This is a genomic window from Virgibacillus kekensis (assembly GCF_042654125.1).
Lineage (GTDB): Bacteria > Bacillota > Bacilli > Bacillales > Amphibacillaceae > Lentibacillus > Lentibacillus kekensis.
The window spans coordinates 1087934-1101525 of record NZ_JBHSFU010000004.1 but is presented as its reverse complement, the minus strand read 5'-3'; the positions used below and the strand labels follow the sequence as shown (position 1 = coordinate 1101525).

Below are 13592 nucleotides of genomic sequence, written 5' to 3'. Positions count from 1 at the left end.
ACATTCACAGAAAGTTGGAGGTATATGCCACTGATTGCACAGCAACCGTATGTGAAAGTGAAACGGGAAGTGCACAGCATTGAACAGATTGATATTGAACTGAATCGGATGATTTACTTGTATGATGATAAAGTTGTTACCCAGCACAGGGAATTTCCGGTCACAGATGTGCTTGATATGTCGTATCGCCAGGTTGGCGGTGATGGCGGCCTTCTTTATCTGCATACCATTAAAGGGGTCTATACTTATACAGTTAAGTTTTCCCCAACTAAATTTATCGAGGCGTTTAAAGTTCTTAAAGATAATTAAAAGCTACATAAGCTGGTAGGCAATTAACCCTAATTGTCTGCCAGCTTTTTTTGATCATTATTATTAGACTAATTTGCGTTTACAGTATACTTGGTCTATAATGTATTAAAATATTCTGAACATACTGTCCGGTTAGTTAATAAGATGAACGGAGGAAAAGGATGGACTTCACCTATTCAAACAGGGTCAAAGAGTTAAAGAAAAAAATCACGGCGTTTATGGAAGCGAACGTATTGGTGCAGCCGAGCGGGCACTTGAGGAATTATGTAAGCGTATTCAATGCCGAACAGCCTTTGGTAAAAAACTGGCTGACCAGGGTGTTGTCCAGGAGTGGATAGCTGAAGCCTGTATCGAGATTGAACAAGCACGGCTACTGACACTGAAAGCCGCATATATGATGGACACAGTTGGAAATAAGGAAGCTAAAACTGAAATCGCTATGATTAAAGTGGTTGCACTATCGATGGCTCTTCGGGTGATTGACCGGGCGATTCAGGCTTTTGGCGGTGCAGGTGTAAGCGATGATTTCCCACTTGCTGCCCATTGGGCGAATGCCCGGACCCTACGACTGGCAGACGGGCCTGATGAAGTACACCGACGGCAAATTGCAAAACTGGAACTTGGTAAATATGTATAAGGGGGAGTCAAAATGAGTGTACTTGACTTATTTAGGCTTGATGACAAAACGGCAATCGTTACTGGAGGTGGCCGAGGACTGGGAGCTCAAATTGCCCGGGGATTTGCGGAAGCAGGAGCAAACGTTGTGGTCTGTTCCCGAAAACTGGAGGCCTGTGAAGCGATGCGGGATGAATTAAAAGAACTTGGCGTTGATTCACTGGCCTTCCAGTGTGATGTTACCAGCCGGGATGATATTAAAACGGTTGTCGAGGGTACAAAAGAACACTTTGGTTCGATTGATATTCTGGTCAACAACAGTGGTGCCACCTGGGGCGCTCCAGTAGTGGATATGCCGTATGAAGCATGGCAAAAAGTGTTGAACGTCAATGTAACAGGAACCTTTCTGATGAGTCAGGAGGTTGGCAAGGTGATGATCGAACAGAATGCTGGCAAAATCATCAACATTGCTTCGGTGGCAGGATTCGGCGGTACCGATCCACGATTTATGGATACAATTGGCTATAACACTAGCAAGGGTGCAATAATGACGTTCACAAAAGACCTGGCTGTAAAGTGGGGTCAGTATAATATTAGCGTGAATGCAATCGCACCGGGATTTTTTCCAACCAAGATGTCTAAGGCGTTAATCGAATATGGGAAAGATAAAATTTTGGAGGGCACCCCGCTTAACCGACTTGGCAGCGATGAGGACCTTAAGGGAGTAGCACTTTTTCTGGCGTCCAAGGCATCCGATTATGTCAGCGGTGATATTTTGGCAGTCGACGGAGGAGCCCACGCTTTTTAAAAGGTTGGTGTTTTGTCAAAAAACCTATAACTGACGTAGTTAACAAGGTTTGAGTATAATGACACCGCTCCGGAAATACACTTCGCTTTCCGCTGCGTGGTTATAAAGTCATATTAATATGCATCACAATTTATATGAACAGTCAGAGTTAAGGAGCAACAAAGTTACGGCAAATGCCAAAAAAATTAAAAACACAGCGAGGATTTTTATATGAAAGATAGAATGACAGCAGAGAGCATCAGACTATTTGAGAAAAATGGATTCAGTCAGACATCGATTCAGGATATTGTAAATGCACTTCGTGTAACAAAAGGCACTTTCTATTATTACTTTTCCAGCAAGGAACAACTGCTTATGGAAATTCATCTCGAGTATATATCCAATCTTCTAGGCCGTCAGCAAAAAATAATGGACAATACGGGGCTATCACAGAAGGAAAAATTATGGGAAATTATCAAACTGCTCATTAAAGACATTACCGATAAAGGACCAAGTGCACGGGTTTTTTTCCGGGAGATACGACATCTGACCGACGACAACATAGCGAATATAAAACAAAAGCGTGATCAGTTCAGGCTTAATATCGAAAAGATCATCCATGAAGGCATAGAAGAAAGAGAATTCCGGCAGAACCTGCGCACCGATATGATTACGTTTGGCATCCTAGGAATTACCAATTACAGTTACCAGTGGTACAAGCCTGATGGTGAGGTTACACCTGAAGAACTGGTGGATATATATGTCGACCTTGTACTGAAGGGAATTGAGGAGTAGCTGTCCGGTCTATTAGGATACACAGAAGAATACTATTATTCTGGGAGGTTATCAAGCTGGATATACGAGTGCGTGTCAGTGAAACGGATATGCTTGGCCACATTAACAATACAAGTTATTTCATTTACATGGAAGAGACAAGGATTGCCTTTCTGGAGGATTTGGGGATAGATATTGAGCGTGAGAGTTTTGCTTTCATGCTTGCCTCAGCAAAATGTGACTTTGTCAGCCAGGGATATTTTGGCCAGATTCTTGATGTTGCAACCGAGGTAGGGAGAATCGGCAATAAAAGCATCACTCTAGTCAGTATCATGAAAGATAAAGAGTCAGGCAGATTAATTGCTAAGGGAGAAGCTGTGCTGGTCTATTTTGATACAGTGAAGCAGGCGACCATGCCAATTCCTGAGTCCTTTAAAAGAAAGTTGGCCGATTATGCCCAATCAGCATAAAGGAGGAGAAAAAATGGATGCGGGTTATCAGGATACTATTAAGGTGCGGAAGGGTGAGGAACTGAATCAGGAGCCCCTTCTAACGTTTCTCCGAGATAACCTTTCAGATGTACCTGATGGTCTGCTGATTATACCAAGACAAGCCTGGCTCAGCTCGCTAAACCGGATGGATTTATGGAGCGACAGGTTAAGGGATGGATCAAACGGTATTTTCGGGCTGAGACGGATAAAGTGCCGGGCGTGAAGGAGCTTACGAGATGGCTTGATGACAACATTCCCCCTTCTGCTGACCCGATGATTATTCACTATGACTATAAACTGAACAATGCCATGTTTTTAGAGGATTTGACAACCATGACCGGGCTGTTTGACTGGGCGATGGCAATGGTGGTGATCCGCTGGCAGACCTCGGAGCGGCAATGAGCTACTGGATTCAGGCAGATGACCCAGAGCTGTTGAAAAAAAGGCTTGGTAAGCCGCCAGTAACTGTCAGAGAAGGTTTTTATACCTGCGAGGAGTTTATTGTCGATTATGCAAATAAGAGCGGTCGCGATGTAACCGGGATTCATTTTTATCTTACATTTGCTTATTTTAAGCTGGCCGTAATCTGCCAGCAAATCTATTATCGCTATAAAAATGGTCAGACAAGTGATCCAAGGTTTGCCCGCTTTGACAGATTTGTCGCAAACATCATTCAGCATGCGCTTTATACTGCCAGGAGAGTGTAGCGGCATTGAAGGGTTATGATTCCTTCAGCCAGGGAATCGCCAACAGTACTAACAATAATAAAAGAACACGCAGGAGGTTGATAGATAATGAAAGCAATCCAATTTAAACAATATGGCGGTCCGGGAGTATTGGAGAAGGTGGAAACTGAACGGCCGTCACTCAATGAAAATGACGTTTTAATCGAAATAAAGGCAATCGGCGTTAATTATGCGGATACTGCGAGACGTGAAGGCCAGTATGTTGTCCCGACAAAGCTACCATTTATCCCGGGTGCAGAGGTAGCTGGAGTGGTGGCAGAAATCGGCAGCAATGTACAGGGCGTTCATAAGGGGATGCGGGTGATTACATTGATTGAAGCCGGCGGATATGCGGAGTATGCCGTGGCAGCAGCCGATATGCTTATCCCTATTCCTGATGGTATTGACTTTGAAAATGCGGTTGCTTTGCCGTTGCAGGGGTTAAGCGCCTATCACATTCTGCAGACGATGGGACGGCTTGAAAAGGGTGAAAGTGTGCTGGTTCATGCCGGTGCTGGCGGTGTAGGCTCATTAGCCATTCAGCTGGCAAAGATTTTTGGGGCAGGAAAGGTTATAGCAACTGCAAGTACACCCGAAAAAAGACAATTCGCTGAACAGATGGGCGCTGACGACACCGTTGACTATACCAAAGATAATTGGGAGGAAGAAGTCCGGAAACTCACGGATGGGAAAGGAGTTGATGTGGCACTCGAGATGGTTGGAGGTGAGGTTTTCCATAAAACGGTAGAATGTTTGGCAGCGTTTGGCCGTCTGGTGATTTACGGAGCAGCGAGTGGCGAACGGGCTACGTTCTATCCAGCATCGTTAATGAAGCGAAACCAATCGGTGATAGGTTTTTTTCTGCCACAGATTATGAAAAAGAAATCCTTGCTTCAAACGAGCCTCACGGAACTGCTGGAATACTTGAGCAGCGGACAGCTTGAACTGACTATTGGTGGTGTGTACCCACTGGACGAAGCGGCAAAAGTCCATGAACTGCTTCAGGGAAGGAAGACGAAGGGGAAAGTTGTGCTGGTTCCATAAACCGGAGCCAGCCGGTTAGCTTATTTTTGTAAGCGTTACCAAAAAGGGGAGGAATAATTAATGGCGAAGAATTGGTTAAAGCATTATCCGGAACATATTCAAAAAGATTTGGAAATACCGCACTATTCAGTGGCAGAAATGCTGCAAAATACCATCAAAGATTATGCAGACCGACCGGCAATTCACTTTTATGGGAAAGAAATTACGTATAAAGATCTTGGTATGCAGACAAGCGCGTTTGCCGCGTCACTTCAGCAGGATGGGCTTCAAAAAGGGGACCGGGTTGCCGTCATGCTGCCGAACTGCCCGCAATATGTCATCGGTTATTACGGAATATTAATGGCCGGTGGAGTTGTCACCCAGGTGAACCCGATGCTTGTCGGTAAGGAGCTTGAACATATACTTACCGACTCAGGAGCAGAAACAATTATTATCTACGAACCATTACTTCCTGTGCTTAATCAGATTCTTGAAAAGACTTCTGTAAAACGTGTCATCAAAGTAAATCTTGATGGACGAAATACAGACGACGGACTGGCAACAGGTTTTACCGATTACCTGAAGCAGGCTGAGCGTCCCCCTGTGCCAGTTGACATCGACCCGAAAGAAGATCTGGCTGTACTGCAGTATACCGGTGGTACGACCGGACGTTCAAAAGGTGTGATGCTGACTCATCGCAACATTCTTACCAATACCATGCAGGTCTGTGAGTACTTTAAGGACGAAATTCACCCAGGTGAAGATCGTTACCTTACAGTTATCCCGTTATTTCATGTGTTTGGAATGACCTGTTGTATGAATCTCTCTGTCTACACTGGGTCCCTGAGTATTATGCTGCCGAAATTTGAGCTGGAAGAGGTACTGGAGACCATCAAAAACCTGAAGCCTACGTCATTCCCTGGAGTACCAACCATGTATGTTGCCATCACCAGTCACCCTAAAGCTGAAGCGTATGGGATTGATAGTATCAGACTATGCAACAGTGGAAGTGCACCAATGCCGGGTGAACTGCTTCGTACGTTTGAAAAGAAAACAGGCGCTAAGATTTTAGAGGGTTATGGCCTCTCAGAAAGTGCACCAGTCACCCATTGTAATCCGTCTTTTGCCGAACGGAAAGCCGGAAGTATCGGGATTGGTATTCCGTCCACCGAATATAAAATAGTTGACCTTGAAGAGGGAAAGACTGAACTTCAGCCAGGGGAGATCGGCGAAATCGTTGTCCGTGGCCCACAAGTTATGAAGGGGTACTGGAATATGCCGGAGGAAACTGCCCATGCCCTGCGTGACGGCTGGTTGTATACCGGGGATATTGCCCGGGTGGACGAAGATGGATATGCATATATTGTGGACCGCAAAAAGGATTTAATCATCGCCAGCGGGTATAACGTTTATCCGCGTGATGTGGAAGAGGTTATCTATGAACATCCTGCCGTCCAGGAAGCGGTAGTGGTAGGAATCCCTGATGCGTACAGGGGTGAGACGGTAAAAGCGGTTGTTGTATTGAAAGACGGACACAATTGCACGGAAGACGAACTGATTTCCTACTGTCGTGACAATATGGCTACCTATAAAGTTCCTCGGGTTGTGGAATTCAGAGACGAACTGCCAAAAACCAATGTAGGAAAAATCCTGCGTCGTGCAATTCGTGAAGAAACCGTTAAGTAGGCTGTAGCTATACATAAGGGTTAGCGGGGAATAATACATCCCCCGTTAACGCTTATCTGAAAAGGAGGAGATTTTGCTTCGCTGTAGAAATACATAAAGTAGCAGTGATCGGATCTGACTCCATGGGTCATCAGATAGCAGGGCATCTCGGCCGTAAAACTTGCAAGGGCTGGTATGACTATATGAAAGGGGATAATTAAATGGGAGAATTAGTTTCACATCGAAAAGAAGGTGCAGTAGGAATCATTACAATTGATCATCCGCCATTGAACGTCATGAGTACCCAGGTGCAAAAAGAAATCAGGACAAGTGTGGAAGTACTGAAGAATGATGAGGAAGTTGTCTGTGTCGTCCTCACAACCGCTGGTGAGAAAGCATTTATGGCTGGCGCCGATATAAAAGAATTTCCTTCCATGATCGGAGACCCTGAAATGACTCCATGGGTGATGGAACTGCACGCGATATTCAGCGAGCTTGATGACCTGCCAAAGCCTACGATCGCAGTGCTTGATGGACTGACCCTTGGCGGAGGCTGTGAACTCGCATTAACATTTGATATCCGGATCGCCGAAGAACATGCCAAAATTGGGCTGCCGGAAGTAAATCTCGGATTGTTCCCTGGCGGGGGCGGGACACAACGCCTGCCACGACTTGTTGGTGAAGCAAAAGCTAAGGAAATCATGTTCACAGGTGAACCGATTACTGCCCAGGAAGCGGAGCGAATCGGACTGGTCAACCAGGTGGTTCCGACCGGTGAAGGCTTTACTGCTGCAATGGAGATGGCCGCTAAAATTGCCGGCAAATCGCTGCAGTCACTATCCAGAATTAAACGTGCTGTTGATGAAGGGGTCGAAAAAAATCTGAAAGAAGGGCTGGAACTGGAAGCGGAGCTCTTTACCGATGTTTTCCAGACAGAGGATGTAAAAGAAGGCGTGGAAGCTTTTATCCAGAAACGAAAGGCAAACTTCACCCATAAATAATGCAAGAGTGAAGGCTTCCAGTAAGTATGTGGGGAGCCTTCACGCAGCTTTGCAGAGTGATTCCAGGTGGTACTTTAATGTAGTTATCATGTTGTCATAGGAAAATTGTTCAGGGTACAGCAAGTGGTGCATTGCCATCCCATCAACCAACGCATGAAGTCTGAATACCTCACGCTCCATTTCCACATTCTCGTTCAGAAGGTTCAATGCCTGCAAGGAACCGATTACTTTTTTTATCCCCGTCTGCATATCCTTGTATACCTTGTTACTCAGCGCCCCCAGCGTGGAGTCCACCAGTGTTTTTGCAGAAAATGCAAACCATACCTCCATTTCAAGTTTCCTTGTTTCATCGACTGGTAGTACTTCACATATCGCTTCGGTAATAACCTCCAGTGGTGTCCCGTCATATTGCTTATTTTCTGTACGGGATTGGACTCTTTCCACTACAAGTTCCATCGAAAATTCCAGCAAGTCTGACTGGGATGCAAAGTAATGCCGTAGAGCGCCCCTGATAATCCGGCAGACTTCGCAACCTTCCTAACGGTTGCATTCTCAATTCCTTCTTCAGCAATAATCTTCCATCATACATAAAAAACCGAATATAGCGGAAATTGAGTAATGGATGTAAAAAAGTTGGAGGGATAACAATGAACGAACAGAATAAAGCTGAAGCTGATATTACTACCCATGACCAAAATCCATATGAGATTGTTAAAGATCTTCTTAAAGAGGCAGTAAGCTCACTTGAATTAAGTGAGAATGTCTACCATATACTTAAAAAGCCGATGCGGGTCTTCGAAGTAGCGGTACCCGTACGGATGGACAACGGCGAGCTCAGGAATTTTACAGGCTATCGGTCCCAGCATAGCGATGTTCTGGGACCGACCAAGGGAGGTATCCGATTTCATCCGTCGGTCACCCTTGATGAAGTTAAGGCGCTATCTATATGGATGTCGATGAAGTCAGCGATTCTCGATTTGCCATTGGGCGGCGGAAAAGGAGGAATCATCGTTGACCCCAAGGAATTGAATGAGCGGGAGCTTGAGGAGCTGAGCCGTAATTATATCAGAAGCATTACTCCGATTATTGGACCGCAGAAGGATATACCAGCTCCTGATGTCAATACCAACCCGCAGATAATGGGTTGGATGCTCGATGAGTTCGATAAACTGCGTGGATATAATGTTCCCGGTATGCTCACCGGAAAACCCCTCATTGTCGGGGGTTCACAGGGAAGGATCGCTGCGACCGGACGGGGTGTTGTGTTTACTATCCGGGAAGCTGCCAAAGCACTTGATCTGGATCTTAGCAAAGCAACAGCCGCCATCCAGGGTTTTGGAAATGTCGGAAGTATGACTGCAAAGTTTCTTCATGAACTCGGTGTGAAAGTGGTTGCCATCACGGATGCAAATGGTGGTATCCACTCGGATGAAGGATTCGACATTCCGGAGTTACTCGAATTTGTAAAAGATGGAAAAAATGCATCCGATTTCTCCAAAGGCGACACGATTACAAATGAAGAAATGTTTGGCCTACCTGTCGATATTCTGGTCCCTGCAGCGATTGAAAACCAAATCACTGCAAAAACCGCCCCTTCGATTAAAGCAAAAATATTGGCAGAAGCGGCAAATGGGCCAACCACTCCTGAAGGCGATAAAATTCTGGAGGATAACGGAATTTTTGTAATTCCCGATATTCTGTGTAATGCCGGTGGAGTGACAGTTTCCTACTTCGAATGGGTGCAGAACTCCATGAACTATTACTGGAAAGAAGACGAAGTGAACACAAAGCTCGAAGAAAAAATGGTGACCGGATTTGATCGTATTTATTCAATCAGGCAGGAAAAGAAATGCAGGATGCGCGAGGCAGCCTATTCAGCTGCAATCAAGCACCTGGTTAAAGCCTTTCATGCCCGGGGATGGATAAAAGAAGATCCGTCGTGAATGTATATCTATTTAAAAGGCTCCCAAGTGATGAATGGGAGCCTTACGTATGCTGTTTATTATTCTGGCTGTTCGAGTCTGAATCCGATGAACTTCATCTCCGTCATGTCCTCTACCGCGTATTTAACGCCTTCTTTTCCAATCCCGCTTTGTTTGACTCCTCCATATGGATGATTGTCCTGTCGATACGTAGAAATCTCGTTGATCCATACTCCACCCATTTCAAGTTTATCAGCTACCCGAAGAGCCCGGTCCAGGTCTTTTGTGAAGACACCTGCCTGTAAACCGTAAATGGAATCATTGGCATAGTCCACAACCTCCTCTTCACCTTCAAACGGAATAACGGAGACAATCGGTGCAAATACTTCCTCGGCAATGATTTTCATATTGCTTTTCACGTCGGTCATAATGGTTGGCTTGAGGATGGTACCATCGCGCTCTCCCCCGGTTGCGATAGTGGCTCCGTTTTCTACAGCATCATCTATCCACTGTTTGGCCCGTTTGGCTTCCTCTTCGGAGATCATTGGTCCGATATCCGTATCCTCGCTGGATGGATCACCAACAGTCAATGCTTCGGTTTGTTTTATATATTTTTCAAGGAAAGTATCGTGAATGCTCTTATGAACGTAAATTCGCTGCGCCGAAATACATACCTGCCCGGAGAAGGCGAACGCCCCTTTTACCAGGTGTTTGACCGCTTCGTCGATATTGGCATCGTCAAACAAGATATTTGGTGAGTTGGAGCCTAATTCAAGTGTCACTTTTTTAAATCCGGCTGATTTCCGAATTGACTTGCCGACAGGAAGACTGCCGGTAAAAGAAACTTTATGAATTTTATCATGCTGCACCAGTGGTTCACCGACATCTTTTCCGGTCCCCATAACCAGGTTCAGCACACCATCAGGTAGACCTGCTTCACTAAAGAGCTTTGTAAGCATATATGCAGTAACCGGTGTTTTTTCTGCTGGTTTAAAAATAATCGTATTACCTGCCGCAATCGCCGGGGCCAGCTTATGAAGTGACAGGTTGAGCGGAAAATTGAATGGAGTGATGGCGGCAACCACTCCCAGTGGGATTCGCTTAACTAGCCCAAGGCGGCCCTCCCCGCCAATTGCAGCATCCATTGGAATGACTTCTCCTGTTATATGTTTTGCCTGCTCGGAGGCAAACCGTAACACTTGGATGGAGCGGCGTACTTCGCCTCTGGCTGACTTGATTGGCTTTCCTGCTTCGTTCATAATGGATTGCGCAAATTCCTCGGCTTTATTTTCAAGCAGGTCTGCCGTTTTTCTCAAAATATCGGAGCGTTGGTGGGCCGGCATTTTTTTCATTACTGCATGGAATGTATCGTATGAGTTATTGACTGCTTCATCGAGTAATTCCTTGGATGCCAGGGCGATTTCTGATACTTTCTCGCCGTTATAGGGATTATTTACTGGAAGGCTGTCCTTCGTTTCGTTATACTCCTTGCCGTTTATGATGGAACCTAGCATGCGTTATCCTCCTTTGTAAAAGGCACTTTTCTTAAATTTGCCGCTCTTTAACCTTACAGTTGATATAAGATGTGATGTAAAGAGTTTGAGATGTGCTTTCTAACATTCCTCTAATAAAGAGTGCTTTATCAACGCTACGGAAATACACTCCGCTTTCCACGGGCGGCTGTTGAGCCTCCTCGTGCTTCGCACTACGGGGTCTCACCTATGCCTTTCCTCCCGCAGGAGTCTCCGCATATTTCCTTCGCTGGTATTTTCCTTCTAAACCCGACCATTTGCTCTTTCGTTGAATAGGGAATTGTTATGGTTGATTGGAGCGTAGGGCAGTCGACTCCTGCGGGAACAGCACGTGTCTGAAGCCCCCGCAGCGGTGGGTTTGCGCGAGGAGGCTGAAGCCGTGCCCGCGGAAAGCGACTGCCTGAAGCGGAAATCAATATAGCAGTTATGTCGCAGTTGAAAGCTTTTTTAAGATATCAGCATATAATATCGCCAAGTTTTTCGGTTAGTTTCATGTTTTCGCTGTAGTCAACCGGGCAGTCGATAAACACAGGTTTATTCATGGCGACTGCTTTTTCCAGTGCTGGTTTCAGTTCCTCCGCCTTGGTTATTTCCATTGCTTCAAAACCGTATGCCTTGGCAAGCTGACCAAAATCCGGGTTGCCGAACTTAATGTAGGAAGCACGATCGAATTTTTTCATCTGGTGCCATTCAATCAGGCCGTAACCCCCATCCCGCCACATCAGTACAATAATAGGCAAGTTGAGCCGTACAGCTGTTTCCAGTTCTGCACCGGTCATCTGGAATGATCCGTCTCCACAAACAGCCACGACGTTTAACTCGGGATTGACCATCTTGGCTGCGATTGCACTTGGAACCGCGACTCCCATGGAGGCAAGCCCGTTGGAAATTAGGCATGTATCCGGTTCATAAGTGTGATATAGACGTGCCATCCACATTTTATGGGCTCCGACATCAGAAATCGCAATATCCTTTTCACCCATCACTTCCCGCAGGTCTGCAATTATTTTCTGTGGCTTTACCGGAAAATTTGTATCCTCTTTGAATGCAGCTAGCTCATCAAGTGTTTTTCTCCTAACGTCTGCTGTCCATTTGATATCACGTTCCTGGTTTCCGACAGTTTCGGTGAGCTGTTCCAGGTTAGCTTTGATATCGCCAAGCACATTCAGCACCACCGGGTAGAATTCGTCGGTCTCGGCTTCTTCCGTGTCCACATGGATTATCGGTGTTGTGCCTTCCGGATTCCAGTTCTTCGGCGGGTATTCTGCCATATCAAATCCAATGGTGATAATCAGGTCAGAGCTACCGAACCCGCAGTCAATATAGTCCTTACCGCCAATTCCAGCTGTCAGTAAACTTAGATCATTCTCCCACGAGACGGTTCCTTTGCCCATGAAGGAATGAACAACCGGGATTTTGCTGGTATCAACGAACTTCCGCATTTCTTCTTTAGCACGCTGACGGTTTATTCCGTCACCTGCAAGAATAATTGGGTGCTCAGCTCGTTTAATCATCTCGGTAGCTCTTTCAATAGTGTTTCGGCTTGCCTCGGTATGCGGGCGCTCTGTTGGCTGGATCGGAGCGGATATAACCTCCATACCTGCCACATCCTCTGGCAAATCAATATGGGTTGCGCCCCATTTTTCCTTGCCAGCTACCTGAAATGCCTTCCGGACCACTTCTGGTGTGATTTCGCCCGTCTTAATCTGTGCATTCCACTTTGTTACCGGTTCATACATTGCCACCAGGTCGTAGTATTGATGCGATTCTTTATGCTGTCGGTTTAACCCTGCTTGACCAGTAATGGCAACAAGCGGTGCCCGGTCCATGTTGGCATTTGCCACTCCTGTTAAGAGGTTTGTCGCTCCTGGCCCCAGAGTTGCTAAGCAGACACCTGGCTTCCCGGTTAGCCTTCCATATGTACCCGCCATAAACGCTGCACTTGTCTCATGCCTGGTAACAATAAAATCAATGCTAGAATCCTTCAGGGCATCCATCAGGTCGATATTTTCTTCCCCCGGCACCCCAAATACGTATTCAACCCCCTCAGCTTCAAGGCATTTTACAAATAACTCCGCTACCTTCATCAGCATTCATCCTTTTTTAAAAATCACTTTTTTCTAGCTTTTGTAGAAGCGGCATTATTATGAGTAAAAAAAGTATTAATGCTTGTCCACCATGAATAGTGGCACTGCTGACTTCTGATTTTGATGAATTTTGCCTAATATTAACTGAATAGGTGTTGCAAGCGGCCGAATCCCCGGGTAAATTCGCCGAATAAAAATGTATCTCCTCTTATTATGGAAACCTGCGCCACCTGATTGCCATCTCGAGCTGACAGCATTCCGTATCTTCAACCTGTGACGACATTTTCAGATTGAGATTGTCTGGATTGTAGTCAATCTTCACGTCAGAATCGACACCTATTGAATCGATGAGGTGCTGGACCTCTTGTTTGTTGTTTTTCTGCGCTGCACTCATGATCTTTTTAGCAAAGTCCTCTGACTCCGCAAGTTCATCCAGAATTTCCGATGCATCTGTTAAAAGACTCTTGAACTCCTGTGCAGATTGAACGAATAATTGTGGGTCTGTCTCCGGATACTGACGGAACTCCTGAAACCCGGCCGGGTAGTTAAAGTAACTGCGGCAATGCGGACAGAAGTAGGTTTGGGCGTACACTATCAATTCCCCCTCCATATGAATACTTCTATACTATATGCCTGGCATCCGTCTGTGTGATAATCACCT

At 45.8% G+C, this 13592-nt stretch carries 12 protein-coding genes and 2 pseudogenes; 10 read left to right on the top strand and 4 right to left on the bottom strand.

Going from position 1 to position 13592, the window contains the following annotated elements; translation table 11 throughout:
* The first annotated feature begins 24 nt into the window (after positions 1–24).
* The 9 genes and pseudogenes from ACFO3D_RS09445 to ACFO3D_RS09405 all read left to right on the top strand — a co-directional run bounded on the left by ACFO3D_RS09445 (position 25) and on the right by ACFO3D_RS09405 (position 7390).
* Positions 25–309, top strand: coding sequence for a hypothetical protein (locus ACFO3D_RS09445; protein WP_390295148.1), 285 nt, complete (start codon positions 25–27; stop codon positions 307–309).
* A gap of 232 nt (positions 310–541) precedes the next feature.
* Positions 542–946, top strand: a pseudogene (locus ACFO3D_RS09440) (acyl-CoA dehydrogenase family protein); the annotation flags it as partial.
* 12 nt (positions 947–958) lie between these two features.
* Positions 959–1732, top strand: a complete 774-nt coding sequence (locus ACFO3D_RS09435; RefSeq protein WP_390295146.1) for an SDR family oxidoreductase — start codon at positions 959–961, stop codon at positions 1730–1732.
* Between the two features lie 210 nt (positions 1733–1942).
* Positions 1943–2506, top strand: coding sequence for a TetR/AcrR family transcriptional regulator (locus ACFO3D_RS09430; RefSeq protein WP_390295144.1), 564 nt, complete (start codon positions 1943–1945; stop codon positions 2504–2506).
* A gap of 11 nt (positions 2507–2517) precedes the next feature.
* Positions 2518–2955, top strand: a complete 438-nt coding sequence (locus ACFO3D_RS09425; protein WP_390295513.1) for an acyl-CoA thioesterase — start codon at positions 2518–2520, stop codon at positions 2953–2955.
* A 126-nt stretch (positions 2956–3081) separates the two neighbouring features.
* Positions 3082–3683, top strand: a pseudogene (locus ACFO3D_RS09420) (phosphotransferase family protein); the annotation flags it as partial.
* An 87-nt stretch (positions 3684–3770) separates the two neighbouring features.
* Positions 3771–4745: a quinone oxidoreductase family protein gene (locus tag ACFO3D_RS09415; RefSeq protein ID WP_390295142.1), complete on the top strand. Its 975-nt coding sequence runs from the start codon at positions 3771–3773 to the stop codon at positions 4743–4745.
* A 60-nt stretch (positions 4746–4805) separates the two neighbouring features.
* Positions 4806–6410, top strand: coding sequence for a long-chain-fatty-acid--CoA ligase (locus ACFO3D_RS09410; RefSeq protein ID WP_390295140.1), 1605 nt, complete (start codon positions 4806–4808; stop codon positions 6408–6410).
* A 200-nt stretch (positions 6411–6610) separates the two neighbouring features.
* Positions 6611–7390, top strand: coding sequence for an enoyl-CoA hydratase/isomerase family protein (locus ACFO3D_RS09405; protein WP_390295138.1), 780 nt, complete (start codon positions 6611–6613; stop codon positions 7388–7390).
* A gap of 39 nt (positions 7391–7429) precedes the next feature.
* On the opposite strand, the gene ACFO3D_RS09400 is transcribed toward ACFO3D_RS09405, so the two are convergent.
* The gene (locus ACFO3D_RS09400) at positions 7430–7846 is read right to left on the bottom strand and encodes a TetR family transcriptional regulator C-terminal domain-containing protein (protein ID WP_390295136.1); all 417 of its coding nucleotides are present in this window, start codon (positions 7844–7846) and stop codon (positions 7430–7432) included.
* A gap of 191 nt (positions 7847–8037) precedes the next feature.
* Here ACFO3D_RS09400 and ACFO3D_RS09395 point away from each other — a divergent pair, with 191 nt between their 5' ends.
* Entirely contained in the window at positions 8038–9333 is a 1296-nt protein-coding gene (locus tag ACFO3D_RS09395) for a Glu/Leu/Phe/Val family dehydrogenase (RefSeq protein ID WP_390295134.1), read from the top strand.
* Positions 9334–9392: 59 nt separating this feature from the next.
* Here ACFO3D_RS09395 and ACFO3D_RS09390 read toward each other — a convergent pair whose 3' ends face one another.
* From ACFO3D_RS09390 to ACFO3D_RS09380, 3 genes are all read right to left on the bottom strand, one after another.
* Positions 9393–10826, bottom strand: a complete 1434-nt coding sequence (locus ACFO3D_RS09390; protein ID WP_390295131.1) for an aldehyde dehydrogenase family protein — start codon at positions 10824–10826, stop codon at positions 9393–9395.
* Between the two features lie 473 nt (positions 10827–11299).
* Complete coding sequence (locus ACFO3D_RS09385) at positions 11300–12931, bottom strand: acetolactate synthase large subunit (protein ID WP_390295129.1); 1632 nt, start codon at positions 12929–12931, stop codon at positions 11300–11302.
* 211 nt (positions 12932–13142) lie between these two features.
* Entirely contained in the window at positions 13143–13523 is a 381-nt protein-coding gene (locus ACFO3D_RS09380) for a YuzC family spore coat inner layer protein (RefSeq protein WP_390295127.1), read from the bottom strand.
* Between the last annotated feature and the right edge of the window lie 69 nt (positions 13524–13592).

Bases quoted from the DNA above. Each gene is read 5' to 3' on its own strand.
- ACFO3D_RS09445 (WP_390295148.1), top strand. From the start codon at position 25: ATGCCACTGATTGCACAGCAACCGTATGTGAAAGTGAAACGGGAAGTG.
- ACFO3D_RS09435 (WP_390295146.1), top strand. From the start codon at position 959: ATGAGTGTACTTGACTTATTTAGGCTTGATGACAAAACGGCAATCGTT.
- ACFO3D_RS09430 (WP_390295144.1), top strand. From the start codon at position 1,943: ATGAAAGATAGAATGACAGCAGAGAGCATCAGACTATTTGAGAAAAAT.
- ACFO3D_RS09415 (WP_390295142.1), top strand. From the start codon at position 3,771: ATGAAAGCAATCCAATTTAAACAATATGGCGGTCCGGGAGTATTGGAG.
- ACFO3D_RS09410 (WP_390295140.1), top strand. From the start codon at position 4,806: ATGGCGAAGAATTGGTTAAAGCATTATCCGGAACATATTCAAAAAGAT.
- ACFO3D_RS09405 (WP_390295138.1), top strand. From the start codon at position 6,611: ATGGGAGAATTAGTTTCACATCGAAAAGAAGGTGCAGTAGGAATCATT.
- ACFO3D_RS09400 (WP_390295136.1), bottom strand. From the start codon at position 7,846: ATGGAACTTGTAGTGGAAAGAGTCCAATCCCGTACAGAAAATAAGCAA.
- ACFO3D_RS09395 (WP_390295134.1), top strand. From the start codon at position 8,038: ATGAACGAACAGAATAAAGCTGAAGCTGATATTACTACCCATGACCAA.
- ACFO3D_RS09390 (WP_390295131.1), bottom strand. From the start codon at position 10,826: ATGCTAGGTTCCATCATAAACGGCAAGGAGTATAACGAAACGAAGGAC.
- ACFO3D_RS09385 (WP_390295129.1), bottom strand. From the start codon at position 12,931: ATGAAGGTAGCGGAGTTATTTGTAAAATGCCTTGAAGCTGAGGGGGTT.